Raw genomic sequence first — 22,482 nt, 5'->3', positions numbered from 1 at the left:
CCTTCAGCCGAGCGCGCTCTTCGCCCTCCACTGCTCCCAGCTCAGGTTCCACGCCCCGTAGCCGTTGCCCTCCGCGACCGTGCCCTTGGTGTCGCGGCCGGTGATCTCGAAGGGGTCGCCGACGTTCACCGAGGCGTAGAAGGACGCGGCGTTCTCGTCGCTCATGCCGATGCAGCCGGAGCTCTTGTTGGCCTTGCCGAAGTACGCCGCGTTCCACGGGGCCGCGTGCGCGTACATGCCCGACCAGGTCAGCCGCATCGAGTAGTCGACCATCTTGTCGTAGGCGTCGCCGAGGCCCACCGTCTCCGAGTTCATGTTGATGGTGCCCTCCTTCGCCATCAGGACGGCCGTGCCCCGCCAGGACCGCTTGTCGCCGCCCGGCGTGCCGCCCGAGACCGGGATCGTGCGGACCGCGCGCCCGTCCCGCTCCACGGTCAGCTTCCGCCGGTCCAGGTCGACCTTGACGACCTGCGCGGCGCCGACGGTGAAGCCGGTGCGGTAGTCCCGTACGAACCAGCCGCCGCCCGAGTCGGTGCCGTTCAGGTCCGCTTCGAGGGTGACCCTCGTGCCCGGCTTCCAGTACTCCCTGGGCCGCCAGTCCGCCCGGTCCCGGCCCGAGTAGTCCTTGACCCAGCCCCAGGAACCCTCGGTGGCGTTCGAGGTGGTGACCTTCAACTGCCGCTCCACGTCCGCCTTCCGTGTCACCGGCAGGTCGAAGACGATCGACAGGGGGTGCCCGATGCCCACCGTCGTGTTCTTCCCGGGCGCCAGCGTCAGCTTGTTGACCTCGCCCGGCTCCGCCGTCTCGAAGGAGGACCGGGCCGTCGCCTCCCTGCCGTCGGCGGTACGGGAGACCACCTCCACCGTGTACGAGGCGCCCGGCACCGCCTTCCGGTCCGACGTCCAGCTCGTCCCGCCCGCCCCCGTACGGCCGGTGAGCACCCCGCCCTCCGCGTCGGTGACCTTCACCGTCGCGAGCGTGCCGCCCGAGGCCGTCACCGAGACCGGCCGGCCGGCCGCCGGGTCCACGACCGTCACCTTCGCCGGGGCCGCCGCCGATGCCGGGGCCTGCGTCGTCGAAGAGCCGGGGCCGCTCGCCGCCTGGGCGGAACACGCGGTGAGCGAGACGCCCAGGGCGACGGCCGCGAGGAAGGGACGGGCGGAACGGGATGTGCGTATCGGCAGCACGGAAGACCTCCGCGAGAGGAGAAGGGAAGGAAGAAGGGGGGATGTTCCGGACTGTAGGCCGCTCAAGCCGCTCACGGGCCGCCGGAAGCCCGTGTGACCAGGGCTGCGGCGGAACCGTCATCGTCCGGTCATAATCACCGCGCGCACCCGTCGAATTCGGCTGTGAGCCTGCTGTGCGCCCCACCACCGAGGGGCGGAACCAGGAGGCTCCCGCTGTGTCTGCGCTGCTCATGACGGCCGCACCCACCGACCGCCGCGCCCCCGTGGGCCCGGTCCGGCTCGGTCCCGTGACCCCCGAGGCGTACCGGGCGTTCCTCGCCTCCCGGTCCACCGGGGCGGACGGCCCCAGCTTCCTCCAACTCCCCTCCTGGGCCCAGGTGAAGGACGGCTGGAGCCACCAACTCATCGGCTGGGGGCCCGAATACGGCCCGCTGGCCGGAGTCGCCCTCGTCCTGCTCCGTCCCTTCCCCGGCACCCGCAAGTACTTCGCCTACCTCCCCGAGGGGCCCGTCGCCGACTGGTCCGACCCCGACCTGGACGGCTGGCTCTCCCCGCTCCTCGGCCATCTGCGCGCCTCCGGCGTCTTCGCCGTCCGCATCGGACCCGGCCCCGCGTACCGCCGCTGGACCGCCGCCACCGCCAAGGCCGCCACCGGGCCCGGCCGCCGCCTCGCCGACGTCCTCGCCGACGAGGTCGACCCGCTCGGCACCGCCGTCACCGAGCGCCTCAGGGCCCGCGGCTGGCGCAAGTGCGGCGGCGACTCCGAGGACGGCGCCGACGCCCAGCCCCGCCACGTCTTCCAGGTCCCGCTCGCCGGCCGCTCCACCGACGACCTGTGGGCCGGCCTCAACCAGGAGTGGCGGCGCAACGTCCGCAAGGCCGGCAAGTCCGGTGTCGAGGTCACCATCGGCTCCGCCGTCGACCTGCCCGAGTTCTACCGGCTGCTCCGCGTCACCGAGGAGCGCGACGGCTTCCGGCTCGGCCGCTCCCTCGCGTACTACGAGCGCCAGTACGCCGTCCTCAACGCCGAACAGCCCGGCCGCATGCGGCTCTACCTGGCCCGCCACGAGGGCGAGATACTCGCCGCCCACACCATGGTCACCGTCGGATCCCGCGTCTGGTACCAGACCGGCGCCTCCGCCGACCACCGCCGCGAGGTCCGCCCCTCCAACGCCCTCCAGTGGCGCATGATGCTCGACGCCCACGCCCTCGGCGCCGCCGTCTACGACCTCCGCGGGGTACCCTCCACCCTCGATCCGGGCGACCGCGCCCACGGGCTCCTGCGCTGGAAGCTCGGCACGGGCGGACAGATCGTCGAGACGTTGGGGGAGTGGGAGATTCCGATGCAGGGCACGACCAACCAGACGCTGTACCGCGCCTTCTCGGCGTATCTGGCCCGCCGATGACGGCCACCCTCGCCGAGCACGCCGTACCGAGGAAGGCCGCGCCGTCCGCGCTCCGCTCCGGCGCGCTCATGGCCGCCGGCTCGCTCGTCTCCCGCGCCACCGGCTTCGTCCGCGCCTCCGTCGTCGCCGCCGCGCTCGGCGCGGCCACCGTCGCCGACGGCTACGCGGTCGGCAACTCCGTCCCCACCATCGTCTACATGCTGCTGCTCGGCGGCGCCCTCAACGCCGTCTTCGTCCCCGAACTGGTCAAGGCCGCCAAGGAACACGAGGACGGCGGCGTCGCCTACACCGACCGCCTCCTCACCCTCTGCGCGCTCGCCCTCACCGTCCTCACCGCCGCCGCCGTGCTCGCCGCGCCGCTGATCGTCGACACGTACACCGACTACTCCGGCCCGCAGCGGGAGATGACGGTCGCCTTCGCCCAGGCCTGCCTGCCCCAGATCCTCTTCCTCGGCCTCTTCACCCTCCTCGGCCAAGTCCTCAACGCCCGGGGACGGTTCGGCGCCATGATGTGGACCCCGGTCCTCAACAACGTGGTCGTCGTCGCCGTCTTCGCCCTCTTCCTCGTCATCAGCGACGGCGGCGAGCTCACCTCCGGCGAGACCGCGCTCCTCGGCTGGGGCACCACCGCCGGCATCGCCCTCCAGGCACTCGCCCTCCTGCCCTCGCTGCGCGCCGCCGGCTTCCGCTGGCGCCCCCGCTTCGACTGGCGCGGCAGCGGCCTCGCCGCGCCGCTGCGCGCGGCCGGCTGGCTGGTGCTGCTCGTCCTCACCAACCAGGGCGCGTACTGGGTGACCACCTGGCTCGCCACCTCCGCGGGCACCACCACCGAAGGCGGCTCGGGCCTCGCCGCGTACAACAACGCCTACCTGCTGTGGACCGTCCCGCACGGCATCGTCACCGTCTCCCTCGTCACCGCGCTGCTGCCCCGGATGAGCGGCGCCGCCGCCGACGGCGACCTCGCGGGCGTCCGCCGGGACGTCGCCTACGCACAGCGGACCAGCGCGGCGGCGGTCGTCCCCGCGGCCTGCGCGCTCCTCGCGCTCGCCGTCCCGCTGATGACGGTGGTCTTCGGGTACGGGGCGACCGACGGCGACGACATCCGCGCGATGTCCTGGATCCTGATGGCCTTCGCGCCCGGCCTCGTCGCCCTCTCCGGCCAGTACGTGTGCACCCGCGCCTTCTACGCCCTGCGCGACACCCGCACCCCGTTCCTGCTCAACCTGGTGATCGCCGGCCTCAACGCCGGGCTCTCGGTGGCCGCGTACCAGTGGCTTCCGGCCCACTGGGCCGTCGCGGGCATGGCCGCCGGCTACTCGCTCGCCCTGTGGGTCGGCTGGGGCCTCACGGCGTACGTCCTCGGGCGGCGGCTGCGGGGCGCCTCCGACGGGAGCGGTGGCGGCGACGACGGTACGGGCTCCGGCCTCGGGCGGCTCCTCCTCGCCGCCGTACCGGCCGCCGGGTACGGCCTGTTCATCGCCGACCTGACCGGCCCGGCCGGCGCCGTCGCCGCCGGACTCGCCGGAGGCCTCGGCGTCTTCGCCGTCTTCGCCTTCCTCGCCCGCCCCCTCCGCCTCGTCGAGGTGCGGGCCCTCCTCGCGGCCGGCGCCACCCGCCTCCGAGCCCGCAGAGCCTGACCCCCACTCCACCGGCCCCCCTCTCCGGGAGGCCCGACCCACCTTGGGATACTCCACAGATGCCCCGCGTGCTCCTCATCGAAGACGACCCCTCCGTCCGCGAAGGCGTCGAGCTCGGACTCCGGCGCCGCGGGCACGAGGTGCGCACCGCGCCCACCGGGGAGGCCGGGCTCGCCGCCCTCGGGGAGTTCCGGCCTGACCTGCTCCTGCTCGACCTGATGCTCCCCGGCATGAACGGCGTCCAGGTCTGCCGCCAGGTCCGGGAGACCAGCCAGCTGCCGATCATCATGCTCACCGCCCGCGGCGACGACTTCGACGTCGTCATCGGCCTGGAGGCCGGCGCCGACGACTACATCGTCAAGCCCGCCCGTACCGAGGTCATCGAGGCGCGGATACGGGCCGTGCTGCGGCGCATCGAGGAGCCGGGCACGGGCCGGCCCGCCGTCGAGTTCCACGGCGAGCTCGCCATCGACCGGGCCGGGATCACCGTCGCCAAGGCGGGGGAGCGGATCGCCCTCGCGCCCTCCGAGCTGAAGCTGCTGCTGCACCTCACGGCCGCGCCCGAGCAGGTCTTCAGCCGGCAGCAACTCCTCGAACACGTCTGGGAGCACAGCTACCACGGCGACGCCCGCCTGGTCGACGCCTGCGTCCGCCGGCTGCGCCACAAGATCGAGGACACCCCCGGCGAACCCCGCTACATCCAGACCCTCCGCGGCTTCGGCTACCGCTTCGGACCGCTGTGAGGACGTGGGTGGGCGGGGACCCGTCCGCCGACCGCGAACCGCCGTACGAAGGGCGTGAACCGGCCGCCAGACGCGGGCTGATCCCCGTCCGTGTGCCGGCCCCCAGGCGCGGGCGAGGCCAGACGGGCCGGCGTGCGGCGGCCCGCCGCCGCGAGGCGACCACCGGGCCTGCACCCGCCCCCGGCAGTGAGACGGCCGCCGGGCCTGCACCCGCCACCACCCGCGAGGCGACCACCGGGCCTGCACTCGCCTCCGCCCGTGAGACGGCCTCCGGCCGCGAGGGCGTCACCGGACGTACGGGTGCCATCGGCCGTGCGGCGACTGCCTCGGGCCGTACAGGTACTGCCACCAGCCGCACGGAGACCGCCTCCGCCCGTACGGGAACCGCCACCGCCCGTGAGAAGAGCACCGCCCACGCGGCCGAGCCGTCCCCCGGCCGCCGGCGCCGGGCCCGTGGGCCGCGGCTGCGGCCCTTCGGGCTGCGTACGCGGCTCGTGCTCGCGTTCCTCCTCGTCGCAGCCGTCGGCTGCGGCACCACCGCCGCCCTCACCTACCGCGCCGCCCGCAGCGCCATCCTCGAACAGGCCCAGGACACCGCCGTCTCGGCCTTCCGCGAGCAGGTCGAGGGGCTCACCTCGGCCCTGCCCGTCGACCCCGAGACCCTGCGGATGCAGCTTCTCCAGATCGCCCGGCAGGGCAAGCCCCGCCCCTGGCGCGTCTACGCCGAGTACGGCTCCGTCCGCGTCTCCTCCACCGACCGTCCCACCTCCACCGTCATCACCCCCGAGCTACGGGCCCGCGCCACCTCCCAGGACACCCCGCACAGCAGCTTCCAGCGCGTCGTCAAGAACGGCACCCCGTACCTGACGATCGCCGTCCCCGCCCTCTTCCACGCCTTCTCGGCCGAGGACCCCGCCCAGCCCACCGGCCTCGTCCTCTACGCCGTCATGGACCTGAACGAGGAGGAGGCGAACGTCGAGGCGATGGTCGCCGCCGCCCGGGACGGAGCCCTCCCCGCCCTCGCCGTCGCCCTGATCCCCGCGCTCATCGCCGCCCGCGGCGTCCTCCGTCCCGTACGGGAGCTGCGCCTCGCGGCCCACAGCATGGGACGCGGCCGCCTCGACACCCGGATCCAGGCCAAGGGCAGCGACGAACTCTCCGACCTGGCCCGCACCTTCAACGAGTCCGCCGCCGCGCTCGAACGGTCCGTCGCCGAACTCCGCCACGCCGAGGCCCGCGCCCGCCGCTTCGCCTCCGACGTCTCGCACGAGCTGCGCACCCCGCTCGCCGGGATGCTCGCCGTCACCGAGGTCCTCGACGAGGACGCCGGAAGCCTCGACAGCGACACCGCCCGCGCCGTCCGGCTGATCAGCGCCGAGACCGTCAAACTGGCGGTGCTCGTGGAGGACCTGATGGAGATCTCCCGCTTCGACGCGCGCGCCGCCGAGCTCCACACGGACGAGGTCGACGCCGCCGACTGCGTCCGCAAGACCCTCCAGCACCGGCACTGGACCGACCCGGCGCAGGTCGTCCCGTACCTCACCGAGGGGATCAGGGCGCGGCTCGACCCGCGCCGCTTCGACGTCGTCGTCGCCAACCTCGTCGGCAACGCGCTGCGGCACGGCGCCGCGCCGGTGACGGTCCGGCTGTACGAGGAGGGGGACCTGCTGGTGACGGAGATCGCCGACCGGGGCCCGGGCATCCACCCGGACGTCCTGCCGCACGTCTTCGACCGCTTCTACAAGGCGGACCCGGCCCGGACGCGGTCGACGGGCAGCGGTCTCGGCCTGGCGATCACCCTGGAGAACGTACGGCTGCACGGAGGCACGGTGGAGGCGGCCAACCGGCCCGACGGAGGCGCCGTCTTCACCGTGAGGATGCCCCTGTGACCCGCCGGCGGGCGGCCGCCGCGGCCCTGGCCGCCCTTCTGCCGCTGGCCGCCTGCGGCATCCAGGGGACCGACGTCGTCGAGGCGGGCGGCGCCGCGACCGTCCTGGTCGCGCCCAACCCCGAGTCCCGGATGGTGCTGTACTTCGTCGGTCCGGACGGCCGCTCCGTGCCGGTGGCCCGTGAGGTCGGTCTCGGGGCCCCGGACGACACGTCCCGGTCCGTCGGCTCGGGCTCCCGGGTTCCGTACGACGAGTTCGGCCCCGGCTACGAGGTCGACGAGGACGTCCCGCACGACACGCGCGTCGCCGGCGTCAAGGTGCTCACCGCGCTCCTCGCCGGACCGAACGAGGCCGAGGCCGCCACGGGCCTGACCACCGCCCTGCCGCACGGCGCCGGCTCCCCGCACGTCCAGGAGGAGAAGACCGGCGGTACGGAGGGACGCCGACTGCTGCGGCTGCGGGCCCCGTTCCCCGTCGCCGGCCTGTCGGACGCGGCCGTCCGGCAGCTGGTCTGCACGACCTCCTACGCGGAGGACCGCTCGGGCCGGGCGGAGGTCGCCGTCACCGGCCCGGACGGCGCGCTGCCGACCGCCCGCTGCGAGCCCTGAAGCCCGTCGTCAGGAGGCGCGCAGCTCCGCGAGGACCGCGTCCGTGAACGGCGGCCAGGCCTCGACCGCCCACGGCCCGAAGGGCCGGTCGGTGAGGGCCACGCACGCGGCGCGCGCGTCCGGGTCGACCCACAGGAAGGTTCCGGACTGCCCGAAGTGCCCGAAGGTCCGCGGCGAGGACGTGGCGCCCGTCCAGTGCGGCGACTTGCCGTCGCGGATCTCGAAGCCGAGCCCCCAGTCGTTCGGCCGCTGGTGCCCGTATCCGGGCAGGATGCCGGTCAGACCGGGGTGCGTGACGGTCATGGCGTCCAGGACGGTGCGGGCGTCGAGCAGCCGCGGCGCCTGCACCTCGGCGGCGAACCGCACCAGGTCGTCGACGGTCGACACGCCGTCCTTGGCGGGCGAGCCCTCCAGGGTCGTCGACACCATGCCGAGCGGCTCCAGGACCGCCTGGTGGAGGTACTCGGCGAAGGGGATGTCGGTCGCCTTGGCGACGTGGTCGCCGAGCGCCTCGAAGCCGGTGTTGGAGTAGATCCGGCGGGTGCCGGGCGCCGCCATGACCCGGTTCTCGTCGAAGGCCAGCCCCGAGGTGTGGGCCAGCAGGTGGCGGACGGTCGCGCCCTCGGGCCCGGCCGGCTCGTCGAGGTCGATCGCCCCCTCCTCGTACGCGACGAGGACGGCGTACGCCGCGAGCGGCTTGGTGACGGAGGCGAGGGGGAAGCGCTGCCCGGTGGGGCCGTGCGCCCCGGCCAGGGTGCCGTCCGCACGGACGACGGCGGCGGCCGCGGTGGGGACGGGCCAGTTCTCGATCGACGCCAGGCTCGGCACGCTGCTGCTCTGCATGGGGCCGAGCCTACTTGCTTCGAGTGCACTCCAACGTTTTAGCGTGGGGGCATGAGCGTGATCGCGAGCACGGCCACAGGCACGAGCGGAACCCGGGCGCACTACACCATCAGCGAGGTCGCCGCCCTGACCGGCCTCTCGGCGCACACCCTGCGCTGGTACGAGCGGATCGGCCTGATGCCGCACGTCGACCGCTCGCACACCGGCCAGCGCCGTTTCTCCGAGCGTGACCTCGGCTGGCTGGCCTTCGTCGGCAAGCTGCGGCTCACCGGGATGCCGGTCGCCGACATGGTCCGGTACGCCGAGCTCGTACGCGAGGGCGATCACACCCGGGAGGAACGCCGGGCACTCCTGGAGACCACCCGGCGGGACGTCCTCACCCGGATCACCGAGCTCCAGGACACGCTCGCCGTGCTCGACATCAAGATCAGCCATTACGGGACCGTCTGCGGAGGTACACCGACATGACCAGGATCGACACCGTACGGCTCGGCGGCCGGGCCGTCGACGGCCGAGGGCCGGAGATCGGCGTCCAGGGCTTCGGGGCCATGGGCATCAGCGAGTTCTACGGCGACACCGACGAGGCCGCCGCCCGCGACACCCTCGACGCGGCCCTGGAGGCCGGCGTCACCCTCATCGACACCGCCGACATCTACGGGAGCGGCGCCAACGAGGAGTTCCTCGCGCCCTTCCTCGCCGCCCACCGCGAGGACGTCACCCTCGCCACCAAGTTCGCCATCGAGCGGCGTGCCGACGACCCGGCGTACCGCGCCGTCCGCAACGATCCCGCCTACGTCAAGCGGGCCGCGGAGGCGAGCCTGCGCCGCCTCGGCGTCGAGACCATCGACCTCTACTACATGCACCGCCGCGACCCGGAGATCCCGTTCGCCGAGTCCGTCGGCGCGATGGCCGAGCTCGTCCGGGAGGGCAAGGTCCGCTTCCTGGGGCTGAGCGAGGTGACCGGGCCCGAGCTGCGCGAGGCCCACGCGGTGCACCCGATCGCTGCCCTCCAGTCGGAGTGGTCGCTCTTCTCCCGCGACGTGGAGCGCAGCGCCGTCGGCGCCGCCGCCGAGCTCGGCGTGACGTTCGTCCCGTACTCGCCGCTCGGCCGGGGCTTCCTGACCGGGGCGTTCGCGGACGCCGGCAAGGACCTGTCGGGCGGCGACTTCCGCAAGCACCAGCCCCGGTTCACCGGCGAGAACGCGGAGCGGAACGCGGCCCTGCTCGACCCGGTCCGGAAGATCGCCGCCGCGCACGGCGCGACCCCCGCGCAGATCGCGCTCGCCTGGGTGCAGCAGCGGTCCGCCGTGCACGGTCTGACGGTCGTCCCGATCCCCGGCACCCGCAAGCGCTCCCGCCTGGAGGAGAACGCCGCCGCCACCCGGATCACCCTCACCGCGGCGGAACTGGCCGAACTGGAGCCGATCGCGGGCCTGGTGGCGGGCGACCGGTACCCGGACATGAGCGCCACCTCCCTGGCCCGCGAGGTCTGACACCGCGCTCACGCGAGCCCCAGGGCGAAGACCCCGAAGCCGGCCGCCAGGAGCCCCGCCAGTACGCGGCGGCCCGGCCCGGTCTTCGCCCACGGGGACTCGAAGCCCCGCGCGAACCGCCCCACGAGGACGAGCAGTCCGGCGAAGACCGGCATCCACGCCAGCCGGGCCAGGATCCAGCCGACCGAGTCCGGCGCGCCGACCAGACCGGGGATCTCCCCGAGGTACGAGCCGGGGATCGCCGCCGCGAGCATCGCCGTCTGGTGCCAGCACAGGATCGTCATCGCGGACAGGTTGACCACCACGACCGGGGCCCACAGCGCGGGCCGCCTCAGGAGCTTGCCGAGCCGGTCGCGGAGCAGGATCGCCGCGCCGCTCTGCGCGGCGGCGAGGGCGAGGACGAGCAGCGACGGCGGGTGCGAGTTGGTGCGGGCCTCGCCCGGGACGCCGACCATCGACGCCGGGTAGCCGAAGGCGAGCAGGAGGGCGGCGAAGAGCGCGGCCCCGCCGACGAGCAGGGTCCAGGCGTGGCGCCGGGTGACCCGGCCCTCGCCCCAGGAGACGCCGAGCTGGTAGGCGAAGAGCCAGCCGGGCAGGATGTTGAGGAGGCTCAGCCAGGACGGTACGGCGTCGGCGTACGGCCCGTACCGCAGGAAGTCGACGACGGCGACCGAGCCGAGCAGCGGCGCCGCGGCCCACACCCCGAGGCGGCGGGCGACCCGGACGCAGTACGGGGTGAGCGCGGTGACCACCGTGTAGACCCCGACGAACCAGAGCGGCTGGACGACCAGTGTGGACGCGGTCCGCAGGCTGTCCACGGGTACCCCGAGGCCGAAGTGGAGCAGCGGGAGCAGGGCCGCCCACACGGCGGTGACCCCGAGCACGGGGCGGCCGAGCCGGGCCAGCCGGCCCTTCAGCCACTCACCGGTCGAGCCCTTGCGGCGCCGGTAGGAGAGGACGGAGGCGTAGCCGCCGACGAGGAAGAAGATCCCCAGCATCTGGAGGACCCAGCTGACCGGGGCGAGCCCGGCGAAGGTGCCCAGCGGGCTCGCGTTGTGGATCGCGCCGTCCGAGGAGAGGGTGAAGCCGCCGAGCAGCCAGTGCCCGGTCGGCACGGCGAGCAGGGCGAGGGCGCGGAGCCCGTCGATCGCCCGGTCGCGATGCGCGGGAGTCCTGGCTTCGATCTTCCGGACCGTCGTCGTCAGTGTGCTCATCGGACGTCTCCCTCGGCGATCGTCGCGAAGGTACGGAGGGAGCTGGTGCCGGCCGCGAAGTAGCCGCCGTGGCCGGTGGCGTCCTCGGCCGGGACCCGACGCGCCCCGAACTCCGGGTCGGTGGGGTCGGCGCCGTGCCCGAGCCCCGCGAGCTCGACGTTCGGGATCCGGTCGATCCAGTCGGTGGGGTCCTTCGCCGCCCAGACGCGGGCGGAGGTGCCGAGTTCGGCGACGTTCCCGGCGCGCATCCCGGGGGAGCCGAAGACCACGAGGTCCTTCGCCTTCAGGCCGTGGGCGGCGAGGCCGCAGACGACGGAGCCGTAGCTGTGGCAGAACACGGACGGCTCGGCCGCCCCGGCGGGCCTGACGGCCGCCAGACCGTCCACGAACCGGGTCAGGCGGTCCGCCCCGGCCTCGGCGAGCCGGCCGGTGGCCGCGTCCAGACCGACGCCGACGGGGGTCGTGTACCCGGCCCAGGCGACGACCGCGGTACGGCCGCCGGTCGCCCGGTGCAGGGACCGCGCCATGTCGGCGAGCGACTGGACGTGGTCGAGGTCGGTGTCGGAGCCGGGCACGACCACGGCCACGTGCTCGGCCCGCGCCAGGTCCCCGTACACGAGGGCGACCTGCCCCCGGCCGCGCGGGTCGAGGGCCAGGACCCGCGCCCCGGCGAACCGGTCCTGCGCGGCACGGCCGTTGGCCTCGTACCGCAGGGCCGGGGGGACGCCGTCGAGGTTCCCGACGACGGTGGGGTGCGTGCGGGCCAGCTCCCCCTGTCGTACGGGACCGAGCCCCGCGAAGAAGCGCGCGACCTCGGCCGGGCTCGTCCGCTCGGGGTCCGGCAGCCCCGCGGCCCGCCACGCCTCCGTCCCGGCCGGCGCGCCGGTGACGGCCTCCTGGGCGTCCCCGGACGCCCAGCCGGCCGTCCCGGCGATCACGGCGGCCACCAGGGCCACGGTGGTCAGGGTCCTCGTCAAGCGGCGCATGTGGGTCGCCCTCCCTCTCCGGTTCTCGCTCGTTCGTCGGCGAGAGGAAGGTAGGAAGACGACGGGTGACGAGACGTCACACCGGGGAGCCAACCCCGGTCTGATACCCGGGTAGGGGGTGGACGAGCAGACAACCCCCCGGCGGGGGTGGGGTTTTCCCCCGCACCCGCGGGCCGGCTCAGGTCGTGCCGGGGGTCACCAGGCCCGACTCGTACGCGAAGACGACGGCCTGCGCCCGGTCGCGCAGGTCCAGCTTGGCGAGGACCCGCCCGATGTGGGTCTTCACCGTCTGCTCCGCGAGGACCAGGTGGTCCGCGATCTCCTGGTTGGACAGGCCCCGGGCGATCAGCTCCAGGACCTCCGTCTCGCGCGGGGTGAGGCCGTTGAGGCGCAGCGCCGTGGTGTCGCGGCGCGGGGCGGGCCGGGAGGCGGCGAAGTCGGCGATGAGCCGGCGGGTCACGGAGGGGGCGAGCAGTGCCTCGCCCGCCGCCACCACCCGTACCGCCGCGATGAGATCGGCCGGCGGCGCGTCCTTCAGGAGGAAGCCGGACGCACCGGCGCGCAGCGCCTCGTACACGTAGTCGTCGACGTCGAAGGTGGTCAGCATCAGCACCTTCGGCACGTGCGTGACGCCGGTCGGTGGGTGGAGGATCTCGCGGGCCGCGGCGAGCCCGTCCAGCTCCGGCATCCGGACGTCCATCAGCACGACGTCCGGGTGCGTCGACCGGGCCACGTCCACGCCCTGCCGGCCGTCCGGCGCCTCGCCCACCACGTCGATGTCGGTCTGGGCGGAGAGCAGCGCGGCGAATCCGGCCCGCACCATGGCCTGGTCGTCGACGATGATCACGCGGATGGTCACTCGGGGTCCTTGGGGGTCGGGGCCGTCGCCGGAGCCGGTCAGGGCGCCGGTTCCGGGTCCGGTTCGGGCGCCGGGTCCGCCGTCAGCGGGAGCCGTGCGGCCACCCGGAAGCCGCCGTCCGGCAGCGGCCCGGTGTCCAGCGAGCCGCCCGTCAACCGTACGCGCTCCCGCATCCCGACGAGGCCGTGCCCGGTGCCGGCCGCGCCCCGCTCCACCCCTGAACCCGCCTCCGCTCCCGGCCCGTTGACGACCAGTACGGTCAGCCAGCCGTCGTCCGATGCCCGGACCGACACGCGGGTCGACGCCCCCGGCGCGTGCCGGACGATGTTGGCGAGGGCCTCCTGCACGATGCGGTACGCGGACAGGTCCACCGCCTGCGGTACGTCCCCGAGGTCGGCGGCGAGCGACAACTCGGCCGGCACCCCGGCCCGTACCGTCGCCTCGACGAGCTGCTGGACCCGGTCGAGACCCGGCTGCGGGGCCCGCTCGCCCTCGCTGCCGTCGCTGCGCAGCACGGAGAGCAGCCGTCGCATCTCGGCCAGCGACTCGCGCGCGCTCGCCGCGATGGAGGTGAACTCCTCCCGGGCCGCGTCCGGGAGGTCCGGGATCCGGTACGGGGCCGAGTCGGCCTGCACGGTGATCACGGACATGTGGTGGGCGACGACGTCGTGCAGCTCGCGCGCGATCCTCGCCCGCTCCTCCAGGAGGGTGCGGCGGGAGCGTTCGGCCTCGCTGATGGTCTCCTGCTCGACGAGCCGCCGCTGCGCGTCGCCCCGGGAACGTACGGCCGAGGTGAGCAGCAGCAGGACGCCGCTCAGCACGAGCAGCAGCGTGTGGACGCTGGTGTCGCCGTCGGGCCGGAAGATCTCCAGGACGAACCCGGACACGCCCGTCGCCAGCCAGACGCCGAAGAGCGCCCGGCGGGACTCGCGCAGCCCGAGCGCGACCATCAGCGCGCAGTAGCCGACGACGACCGGCGGGGTCCAGGGCCACAGGTCCGCGTGGGCACCGTCCGAGGCGAGGAGGGGGAGCGCGCCGAGCACGTCGGCGGTGAAGATCACCCACCAGGCCTGGAGGGGCCGGGAGACGGCCAGCAGCAGCGGCGCGGTCTGGGCGGTGGCGAGGGCCCCGGCGAGGGCGGCGTTGACGCCGTAGTCGTGGGTGAGGACGTTGACCGTGCTGGGCAGGAGCGCGGAGACGAAGGCGACGGCGACGACGTACGGCAGCAGCCGCACCCACCGCGAGGAGGCCTCGGCGAGCAGGGGCGCGCCGGGGGTGGCCGGGGTGGTGAGCGCTCCCCCGAAGCCACGGAACGCCTCGCGTGACCGGGCGCTGATCCGGGCGAGCCGGCGGATGGGCGGCTCGTGCCGCTGTTCGGTAGCCATGACCCGCCCAGGGTAGGCAGCGGGCGCGGGACGTGACGTCATACCGGGGTGGGGACCCTGACCCGGTACCGGGGTATGACATCGCCTTTGAAGGCCTGGCCCCTCAGGCTCGGTCCTCAGGCCCGACCTTCAGGCCCGCCCCGCAGGCCCCACCCTCAGAGCTCCGCCAGGAGTTCCGCCTTCTTCGCCGAGAACTCCTCGTCCGTCACCAGCCCCGCCTGGTGCAGCTCGCCCAGGTGGCGAATCCTTTCCGCGACCGCTCCGGGGTCGCCGTGCGCCGCGTTCCGGACGCCTGCCGGGGCGGCGACGGGGAGCGGCGCGCGGGCCTTGCCGCGGATCGCCGCGAGGACCGCCGCCGCGAAGGGGAGGGAGTCGTACACCGGGCCGTAGCCGAGGCCGAAGACGACCGACGCCGGGTCCCGGTCGGGCTGGGCGGGCCGGGGCTCGCCGTCCCGGCGCACCATGCGCAGGTACCCGTCGAAGCCCTCCGGCGAGCGCCACTCGACCCCGCTGAGATCGCGTACCGAGAAGGTCTGGTCGCCGGCCCGCCACTTCTCGGAGGACGCGCCCGTCCAGGACCAGCGGAACGTGACCTCCGAGGTCCCGTCGAAGCTGGCCTTCCCGTCGTACGCCTTGAAGGACCGCGGCCCCGCGGGCGCGGCCACCAGGAAGTCGTCGGCGGGCCGTACGTCCCCGAGGCCCGCCGGGTCGGCGGGGTCCGCCGCGTCCCAGGGGAGGACCGCGCGCAGCTCGTCCCGGTAGTACTCGGCGAGCGTCTCCCGCTCGGCCGGCAGCACCAGGCGGTACGGGTCGCACCGTTCCTTGAGCTGCCCGGCGGCCGCTTCCATCAGCGGATCGGCGCCGGGCCTCGGCACGGCGTGCAGCACGACGGTGCCCCGCTCGCCGGGCGTGAGCGTCACGGACGCCAACGCCTGGTGCGGTACACGTCGTTCACGCAGTGCGCTGAGAAGCTTCGGCGTGCGGTTCCCCCGATCGAAGCGGATGACGAGGGCGTCGCTCTCGAACTCCCAGGTGGCATGATTTCCGGCCAGCACATCACCCATACGCCTCATCGTAAGCGGCGCGTGCCCCGTGCGTCGCCCCTGTGAAAGGTCGGGAAATTCCGTGATCTACGCGCGTCCGACCCTGTCAGGCCCCTTCCGCACCGGATATTCCGTGGCGGCAAACGCTGTCGGCACGTGCCGGGTTCGCGCCGACGGGGCTCGCGGCGCGGTGCGGTTCAGGGGGTCGGTAGGGGGGACGGGCCGCTGTCGTCGAGGGCCCGCCAGTGCGGGGCGAGCGCCGGGCCGAGGTGGTCGAGGTACTGCTCGGTGAGGGCGCGGATGGCCTCCAGGCTCTGGTCCGTGCCCCGGCCCCACATCTGGCCGGTCACCCGCATCACCCCGCTGAACGCGGCCACCGCGATCCGGGGGCGCGGGTCCGCGTCCACGTCGAGGCCCTCCCGCTCGGCGATCGTCCGGGCGATCGTCTCCTCCGTCTCGGCGGAGCGGCGTAGATGGGCGGCGAGCAGCGCGGGCGTCGACTCGATCATCCGGAAGGTCCGCAGGTACAGCTCGATCGGGACGACCTCGGTGACCGCCTCGCCCGCGTGGTCCCAGGCACTGAGGACGGCGTGGCGCAGCGCGTCGAAGGGGCCTTCGCCGGGCGGACGCTGCCCGAGGGCGGTCACGAAGAGCTCCTCCACCATGTGCTGGACGGCGAAGGCGACTTCTTCCTTGGAGGCGAAGTAGCGGAAGAAGGTGCGCTGGGAGACCTCGACGGCGTCCACGATCTCGTCGACGGTGGTCCGCTCGTACCCCTGGGTCGTGAAGAGCTCGAGGGCCACCCGGATCAGCGTGTCGCGCGTGCGCTGCTTCTTCCGCTCACGCAGGCCGGGGGCGGGCACGGTCACTTCGGATCCTCTTTTCGGGCGTTTCGTCCAGCTCAGCGTACCTGTGAGCTACGTGACAGTTACCGGCGTGTGAATCGCTTTGTCAATTGTCAGCGACTGTCATTAGCCTGTCGGCATGACTAGTCAGACCACCGTGGAAAAGGCCCCGCAGGGTCAGGGGGGCGTCCGGGAACCCGTTCCGGTCCCGGCGAAGGGACTGCGCGGCCACCCCTGGCTGACCCTGTTCGCCGTCGCCGTGGGCGTGATGATGGTCGCGCTCGACGGCACGATCGTCGCGATCGCCAACCCCGCCATCAAGACCGACCTCGGCGCCACGCTCGCCCAGGTCCAATGGATCACCAACGGCTACCTGCTCGCGCTCGCCGTCGCGCTGATCACCGCCGGCAAGCTCGGTGACCGTTTCGGCCACCGGCAGACCTTCCTCATCGGCATCGCGGGCTTCGCCGTCGCCTCCGGGGCGATCGGCCTGTCCGACTCGATCGGGGCCGTGATCGGCTTCCGCGTCCTCCAGGGCCTCTTCGGCGCCCTGCTGATGCCGGCCGCGCTCGGCCTGCTGCGCGCCACCTTCCCCGCCGAGAAGCTGAACATGGCCATCGGCATCTGGGGCATGGTCATCGGCGCCTCCACCGCGGGCGGCCCGATCGTCGGCGGCCTGCTCGTCGAGCACGTCAGCTGGCAGTCCGTCTTCTTCATCAACGTGCCGGTCGGCGTCCTCGCGCTCGTCCTCGGCCTGGTCATCCTCAAGGACCACCGCGCCGAGAACGCGCCGCGCTCCTTCGACGTCGTCGGCATCGTGCTGCTCTCCGGCGCCATGGCCTCCCTCGTCTGGAGCCTCATCAAGGCCGGCGAGTCCTGGGGCTGGTCCAGCGGCAAGACCTGGGGCTGTCTGATCGGTGCGCTGCTGCTCTTCGCGGTCTTCGCCTTCTGGGAGACCAAGGTCAAGGAGCCGCTCGTCCCGCTCGCCATGTTCCGCTCCGTGCCGCTCTCGGCCGGTGTCGTCCTGATGGTCCTGATGGCCTTCGCCTTCATGGGCGGCCTGTTCTTCGTGACCTTCTACCTCCAGGGCGTGAAGGGTCTCAGCCCGGTCGACAGCGGTCTGCACCTGCTGCCGCTGACCGCGATGATGATCGTCTCCTCGCCGCTGGCGGGCGCCCTGATCACCAAGTTCGGCCCGCGCGTGCCGCTCGTCGGCGGCATGGTCTGCACGGCCGTCGCGATGTTCGGCATGATCACGCTCACCGCCGACACCGGCACCTTCGCCATGTCCCTCTGGTTCGCCCTGCTCGGCCTGGGCCTCGCCCCGGTCATGGTCGGCGCCACCGAGGTCATCGTCGGCAACGCCCCGCTGGAGCTCTCCGGCGTGGCCGGCGGTCTGCAGCAGGCCGCCATGCAGGTCGGTGGCGCGCTCGGTACGGCGGTGCTCGGCGCCGTCATGTCCTCCAAGGTGGCGGACTCCTTCGCGGGCAACTGGCAGGAGGCCGGCATCCCGGCCCCGGTCAACCCGGCCCTGGAGCAGGCCGCCGAGTTCGGTATGGCCCCGCCGGAGCTGGCCCAGGCGCCGGGGATGACCCCCGACCTCTTCGACAAGATCTCCGGGGTCATCCACGACACCTTCCTGGACGGCATGGGCCTGGCCTTCACCGTCGCCGGCGGCGTCGCGGTCGCCGCCGCCCTCGTCGCCACGCTCACCAAGCGCGGTGAGAACGCGGAGGCGGGAGGCATGGGCGGCGGTCACATCTGACGCCCCGCGCCACTCACGACGGCCCCCACCGGACCTGGTCCGGTGGGGGCCGTCGCCCGTTCGGGTGAAGAGGCTTTGGCCCTCTTCTCAACGGGGGGTGACGTCGTCCAGAGTATTGATTACGGAGAGTGACGAAACAGGGGGCTTGGAGAGATGACAGAGACGTTCACGTATACGAAGCGGCTGCTGGCGGCCACGGCACTGGGGGCCCTCCTCCTCGCGGCCCTGCCGGCCCCGGTGACGGCCGCGGCGGTCGCCGAACAGAAGCTGGGCGCCTGCGGCCCGGGCCGGCTCTGCCTCTGGCCCAAGCCCGACTTCAAGGGCGGGGCCCGGAGCCACGAACTGGCCACGACCGACATCGAGAGCTGTGTCGCCCTGCCGCCCGGCACCTCGGCCCAGTCCCTGGCGAACCGCACGGGACGGCCGGTCACCACGTACCAGTCGGAGGAGTGCGGGGAGACGGGGGAGTTCGAGACCTACCCGGGGAGCGGGACCTGGGTGCCGCGGACGCCCTACGAGGTCAGAGCGTTCAAGATCTGGGAGCGGTAGGGACGACGGGATTCGTCGTCCCGGCGGGGGCGGGGATATCGGCCGCGGCGGGGGCGTCGGGTGATCCGGCGGCGGGGACATCAGGTGATCCGGCTACGGCGGGGGCGTCGGGTGATCCGGCCGGGACGAGGGCATCGGATGATCCGGCCGGGACGGGGGCGTCGGGTGATCCGGCCGGCGCGGTGAGCCGTGCCACCTCCGTGCGCAGCTCCCGGACCTCCCGGGTGAGCGTCTCCAGGAGCTCGGTCTGCCGGCGCTCCGCCGCGTCGTCCCGGTCGAAGCGGGCGATGAACCAGGCCGCGATGTTGGCGGTGACGACACCGAGCAGGGCGATGCCCGAGAGCATCAGACCGACCGCGAGGACCCGGCCGAGGCCCGTGGTCGGGGCGTGGTCGCCGTAGCCGACGGTGGTCATCGTGGTGAAGGACCACCAGACGGCGTCCCCGAGCGTCTTGATGTTGCCGTTCGGGGCGTCCCGCTCGACATGCAGCACGGCGAGCGAGCCGAACATCATCAGCCCGACCACCGCGCCCGCCACATAGGTGGTGAGCGTTATCTGCGGCGCCATCCTGGCCCGCCGGCCCACGAGGAGGAGCGTGGAGACGACCCGCAGCAGCCGCAGCGGCTGCACCATCGGCAGCAGGACCGCGAGCAGATCCAGGGGGTGCGAGCGGACGAAGGCCCAGCGGGCCGGGGCGAGGGCGAGCCGGACCACGTAGTCGAGGGCGAAGGCCGCCCACACCACCCACTCGACATGGGTGCACAGCCGGTGCACCCAGGGGGCGGCGTCGGGCGCCACGATCGGCACGGCATAGGCGATGCCGAACGCCACGGCCAGCACCAGCAGTGGCGTCTGGGTGCGCCTTTCCCAGCGATCCTTCATGCGGGGCATCGTAGAGAACGCCGAAGGGCGGCGAGACCATCGGTCCCACCGCCCCTCACCAGGTGCTACGTGCTACCGCTCGATGCCGGGGGTATCCCGCCGGTCAGGCGTCGCCGCCCGCGGCGCCCGGGTCGGCGGCCGCCACGTCGAGCAGCTGGTAGCGGTCGACGGCCTGCTTCAGGGCCGACCGGTCGACCTTGCCCTCGCGGGCGAGCTCGGTCAGCACGGAGAGCACGATCGACTGGGCGTCGATGTGGAAGTAGCGACGGGCCGCGCCCCGCGTGTCCGCGAAGCCGAAGCCGTCCGCGCCCAGCGAGGTGTACCGGCCCGGCACCCAGCGGGAGATCTGGTCCGGGACCGAGCGCATCCAGTCCGAGACCGCCACGAACGGACCCTCGGCGGCCTGGAGCTTGCGCGTCACGTACGGGACGCGCTGCTCCTCGTCCGGGTGGAGCAGGTTGTGCTCCTCGACGGCCACGGCCTCGCGGCGCAGCTCGGTCCACGAGGTCGCGGACCAGACGTCGGCCCGCACGTTCCACTCCTCGGCGAGGATCCGCTGTGCCTCGATCGCCCACGGCACGGCGACACCGGAGGCCATGATCTGCGCCGGGATCGCACCGGCCGCGGCCGGCTTGAAGCGGTGGATGCCGGCGATGATGCCCTCGACGTCCACGTCCTCCGGCTCGGCCGGGTGCTGGATCGGCTCGTTGTAGACGGTCAGGTAGTAGAAGACGTCCTCGGCGGCCGGGCCGTACATCCGGCGCAGGCCGTCCTTGACGATGTGCGCGATCTCGAAACCGTAGGCCGGGTCGTAGGCGATACAGGCCGGGTTGGTCGAGGCGAGCAGGTGCGAGTGGCCGTCCGCGTGCTGGAGGCCCTCGCCGGTCAGCGTCGTGCGGCCGGCGGTGGCACCGAGCACGAAGCCGCGCGCCAGCTGGTCGGCCATCTGCCAGAACTGGTCACCGGTCCGCTGGAAACCGAACATCGAGTAGAAGACGTACACCGGGATCAGCGGCTCGCCGTGCGTGGCGTACGCGGAACCGGCGGCGATCAGCGAGGCCGTGCAGCCGGCCTCGGAGATGCCGTCGTGCAGCATCTGGCCGGTCGGCGACTCCTTGTAGGCGAGGAGGAGCTCGCGGTCCACCGCCTCGTACTGCTGCCCCAGCGGGTTGTAGATCTTGGCGCTCGGGAAGAAGGCGTCCATGCCGAAGGTGCGGTACTCGTCGGGGGCGATCAGCACGAAGCGCTTGCCGATCTCCTTGTCCCGCATGAGGTCCTTCAGGATGCGGACGAAGGCCATCGTGGTGGCGATCGACTGCTGGCCGGAGCCCTTCTTGGCCGCCGCGTAGGTCTTGTCGTCGGGGAGGACCAGCGGCTTCGCCCGCACGACACGGGTCGGCACGTACCCGCCGAGCGCGCTGCGGCGGTCGTGCATGTACTGGATCTCCTCGGAGTTCCGGCCCGGGTGGTAGTACGGCGGCAGGCCGTCCTCCAACTGCCGGTCCGTCACCGGGATGTGCAGCCGGTCGCGGAAGCGCTTGAGGTCGTCGACCGTCAGCTTCTTCATCTGGTGGGTCGCGTTGCGGCCCTCGAAGTTCGGGCCCAGCGTCCAGCCCTTGACGGTCTGGGCGAGGATCACGGTCGGCTGGCCCGCGTGGGCCTTCGCCGCCGCGTAGGCCGCGTAGATCTTCTTGTGGTCGTGGCCGCCGCGTCCCAGGTGCAGGACCTGCTTGTCCGACATGGACTCGACCATCGCCCGCAGCCGGTGGTCGTCGCCGAAGAAGTGGTCGCGGATGTAGGCGCCGGTCTCCGTCGCGTACGTCTGGAACTGGCCGTCCGGGGTGGTGTTGAACTTGTTGACCAGGATGCCGTCGCGGTCCTGCGCGAGCAGCGGGTCCCAGGAGCGGTCCCAGATCAGCTTGATGACGTTCCAGCCGTTGCCCCGGAAGATCGACTCCAGTTCCTGGATGATCTTGCCGTTGCCGCGCACCGGGCCGTCGAGTCGCTGGAGGTTGCAGTTGACGACGAAGGTGAGGTTGTCCAGGCCCTCGCGGGCGGCGATGGACAGCTGGCCGACCGACTCGACCTCGTCCATCTCGCCGTCGCCGAGGAACGCCCAGACGTGCGACTTGGAGGTGTCGGCGATGCCGCGCGCCTCCATGTACCGGTTCATCCGGGCCTGGTAGATCGCACCGAGCGGGCCGAGGCCCATCGACACGGTCGGGAACTCCCAGAAGTCCGGCATCAGCCGGGGGTGCGGGTACGACGACAGGCCGTTCGGGTACTTCGACTTCTCCTGGCGGAAGCCGTCGAGCTGGGTGTCGTTCAGCCGGTCCAGGAGGTAGGCGCGGGCGTAGATGCCGGGGGAGGCGTGGCCCTGGAAGAAGATCTGGTCGCCGCCGTCACCCTCGTCCTTGCCGCGGAAGAAGTGGTTGAAGCCGACGTCGTAGAGCGAGGCCGAGGACGCGAAGGTGGCGATGTGACCGCCGACGCCGATGCCCGGGCGCTGGGCGCGCGAGACCATCACGGCCGCGTTCCACCGGGTGGCGTTGAGGACCTTGCGCTCGATCTCCTCGTTGCCGGGGAAGAAGGGCTCGTCCTTGGTGGCGATGGTGTTGACGTAGTCCGTGCTGCGCATCTCGGGCACGGCCACGCGCTTCTCGCGCGCCCGCTCGATGAGGCGGAGCATGAGGTAGCGGGCCCGCTCGCGGCCTCGCTCGTCAACGGCCGCGTCGAGGGAGTCGAGCCATTCCTGGGTCTCTTCCGGGTCGAAATCCGGGACCTGGCTGGGAAGGCCGCCAATGATGATCGGGTTGCGATCGGATCCGGGAGCCACGCTCTTCCTTCGCTGTTCGGTGGTGCCCACGAGGCCACGAAGTGGTCGGGATGTCCATCGTGTACCCCGTCGACGCCAGACGTCACATTTACCGAGGGGTAACCCCCAGGGGGTGTCCTCCGCATGTCGGCGTGCGGTCAAATCGCAACCTTACGCCCAATTCGCGCATGCGTTCCGGCCGGGCATTCGGCAGACTGAAACCGCAGAAGTCCGTAAATCAGGGCGAACCATGTGTGACTGATCACGGAGAGGGATCGAACCGTGCCGGAAGTTGGGGCGAGACGGCCCCAAACGTCACCGTTTCGGCGGT

19 protein-coding genes are annotated in these 22,482 nt (G+C 72.9%); 9 read left to right on the top strand and 10 right to left on the bottom strand.

Annotation, left to right across the window (positions count from 1 at the left end; all coding sequences use genetic code 11):
* Positions 1 to 3 precede the first annotated feature (3 nt).
* Positions 4 to 1,188: an Ig-like domain-containing protein gene (locus tag OG580_RS10620; protein WP_267043404.1), complete on the bottom strand. Its 1,185-nt coding sequence runs from the start codon at positions 1,186 to 1,188 to the stop codon at positions 4 to 6.
* A 215-nt stretch (positions 1,189 to 1,403) separates the two neighbouring features.
* Between OG580_RS10620 and OG580_RS10615 the strand changes: the two genes are divergently transcribed.
* The 5 genes from OG580_RS10615 (at position 1,404) to OG580_RS10595 (ending at position 7,471) form a co-directional block, all read left to right on the top strand.
* Positions 1,404 to 2,594 (top strand): peptidoglycan bridge formation glycyltransferase FemA/FemB family protein, encoded by a 1,191-nt coding sequence (locus OG580_RS10615; RefSeq protein ID WP_323182559.1) that lies wholly within the window; start codon positions 1,404 to 1,406, stop codon positions 2,592 to 2,594.
* Complete coding sequence (gene murJ / locus OG580_RS10610) at positions 2,591 to 4,231, top strand: murein biosynthesis integral membrane protein MurJ (protein ID WP_267043403.1); 1,641 nt, start codon at positions 2,591 to 2,593, stop codon at positions 4,229 to 4,231. The genes OG580_RS10615 and murJ overlap by 4 nt, the downstream gene beginning before the upstream one ends.
* A gap of 59 nt (positions 4,232 to 4,290) precedes the next feature.
* Positions 4,291 to 4,974 carry a response regulator transcription factor gene (locus tag OG580_RS10605; RefSeq protein ID WP_267043402.1) on the top strand — a complete coding sequence of 228 codons (684 nt, stop codon included), beginning with the start codon at positions 4,291 to 4,293 and terminating at the stop codon, positions 4,972 to 4,974.
* A 464-nt stretch (positions 4,975 to 5,438) separates the two neighbouring features.
* Positions 5,439 to 6,863 carry a cell wall metabolism sensor histidine kinase WalK gene (locus tag OG580_RS10600; RefSeq protein ID WP_267047961.1) on the top strand — a complete coding sequence of 475 codons (1,425 nt, stop codon included), beginning with the start codon at positions 5,439 to 5,441 and terminating at the stop codon, positions 6,861 to 6,863.
* On the top strand, positions 6,860 to 7,471 hold the full coding sequence (locus tag OG580_RS10595) for a hypothetical protein (RefSeq protein ID WP_267043401.1): 612 nt from the start codon (positions 6,860 to 6,862) through the stop codon (positions 7,469 to 7,471). The genes OG580_RS10600 and OG580_RS10595 overlap by 4 nt, the downstream gene beginning before the upstream one ends.
* Positions 7,472 to 7,480: 9 nt before the next feature.
* Here the strand turns inward: OG580_RS10595 and OG580_RS10590 are convergent, their stop codons facing one another.
* The gene (locus OG580_RS10590; protein WP_267047960.1) at positions 7,481 to 8,299 is read right to left on the bottom strand and encodes a serine hydrolase; all 819 of its coding nucleotides are present in this window, start codon (positions 8,297 to 8,299) and stop codon (positions 7,481 to 7,483) included.
* A gap of 66 nt (positions 8,300 to 8,365) precedes the next feature.
* Between OG580_RS10590 and OG580_RS10585 the strand changes: the two genes are divergently transcribed.
* Both OG580_RS10585 and OG580_RS10580 read left to right on the top strand, forming a co-directional pair.
* Positions 8,366 to 8,782: a MerR family transcriptional regulator gene (locus OG580_RS10585; protein ID WP_267043400.1), complete on the top strand. Its 417-nt coding sequence runs from the start codon at positions 8,366 to 8,368 to the stop codon at positions 8,780 to 8,782.
* A complete protein-coding gene (locus OG580_RS10580) occupies positions 8,779 to 9,807 on the top strand; it encodes an aldo/keto reductase (RefSeq protein WP_267043399.1) in 1,029 nt (342 codons plus the stop codon). The genes OG580_RS10585 and OG580_RS10580 overlap by 4 nt, the downstream gene beginning before the upstream one ends.
* 8 nt (positions 9,808 to 9,815) lie before the next feature.
* Here OG580_RS10580 and OG580_RS10575 read toward each other — a convergent pair whose 3' ends face one another.
* The 6 genes from OG580_RS10575 to OG580_RS10550 form a co-directional block, all read right to left on the bottom strand.
* Positions 9,816 to 11,021, bottom strand: coding sequence for an acyltransferase (locus tag OG580_RS10575; protein ID WP_267043398.1), 1,206 nt, complete (start codon positions 11,019 to 11,021; stop codon positions 9,816 to 9,818).
* Positions 11,018 to 12,007, bottom strand: a complete 990-nt coding sequence (locus OG580_RS10570) for an alpha/beta hydrolase (RefSeq protein WP_267043397.1) — start codon at positions 12,005 to 12,007, stop codon at positions 11,018 to 11,020. Before OG580_RS10570 ends, OG580_RS10575 begins: the two co-directional genes overlap by 4 nt.
* Before the next feature lie 178 nt (positions 12,008 to 12,185).
* Positions 12,186 to 12,866: a response regulator transcription factor gene (locus OG580_RS10565; protein ID WP_267043396.1), complete on the bottom strand. Its 681-nt coding sequence runs from the start codon at positions 12,864 to 12,866 to the stop codon at positions 12,186 to 12,188.
* Positions 12,867 to 12,904: 38 nt separating this feature from the next.
* A complete protein-coding gene (locus tag OG580_RS10560) occupies positions 12,905 to 14,293 on the bottom strand; it encodes a sensor histidine kinase (RefSeq protein ID WP_267043395.1) in 1,389 nt (462 codons plus the stop codon).
* A gap of 113 nt (positions 14,294 to 14,406) precedes the next feature.
* A complete protein-coding gene (locus OG580_RS10555) occupies positions 14,407 to 15,315 on the bottom strand; it encodes a DUF4429 domain-containing protein (protein WP_267043394.1) in 909 nt (302 codons plus the stop codon).
* 176 nt (positions 15,316 to 15,491) lie between these two features.
* Complete coding sequence (locus OG580_RS10550; RefSeq protein ID WP_267047959.1) at positions 15,492 to 16,157, bottom strand: TetR family transcriptional regulator; 666 nt, start codon at positions 16,155 to 16,157, stop codon at positions 15,492 to 15,494.
* A gap of 121 nt (positions 16,158 to 16,278) precedes the next feature.
* On the opposite strand from OG580_RS10550, the gene OG580_RS10545 reads away from it, so the two are divergent.
* Complete coding sequence (locus OG580_RS10545; RefSeq protein WP_267043393.1) at positions 16,279 to 17,904, top strand: MFS transporter; 1,626 nt, start codon at positions 16,279 to 16,281, stop codon at positions 17,902 to 17,904.
* Positions 17,905 to 18,057: 153 nt separating this feature from the next.
* Positions 18,058 to 18,453 carry a peptidase inhibitor family I36 protein gene (locus OG580_RS10540; RefSeq protein ID WP_267043392.1) on the top strand — a complete coding sequence of 132 codons (396 nt, stop codon included), beginning with the start codon at positions 18,058 to 18,060 and terminating at the stop codon, positions 18,451 to 18,453.
* Here the strand turns inward: OG580_RS10540 and OG580_RS10535 are convergent.
* Both OG580_RS10535 and aceE read right to left on the bottom strand, forming a co-directional pair.
* A complete protein-coding gene (locus tag OG580_RS10535; RefSeq protein ID WP_267043391.1) occupies positions 18,434 to 19,345 on the bottom strand; it encodes a potassium channel family protein in 912 nt (303 codons plus the stop codon). The genes OG580_RS10540 and OG580_RS10535 overlap by 20 nt on opposite strands.
* Before the next feature lie 94 nt (positions 19,346 to 19,439).
* Complete coding sequence (gene aceE, locus OG580_RS10530; protein WP_267043390.1) at positions 19,440 to 22,172, bottom strand: pyruvate dehydrogenase (acetyl-transferring), homodimeric type; 2,733 nt, start codon at positions 22,170 to 22,172, stop codon at positions 19,440 to 19,442.
* Positions 22,173 to 22,482: the final 310 nt, after the last annotated feature.

This window comes from Streptomyces sp. NBC_00094, from assembly GCF_026343125.1.
GTDB lineage: Bacteria > Actinomycetota > Actinomycetes > Streptomycetales > Streptomycetaceae > Streptomyces.
Note: the sequence above shows the minus strand (reverse complement) of the source record. Positions and strands in the feature narration are given on the sequence as shown.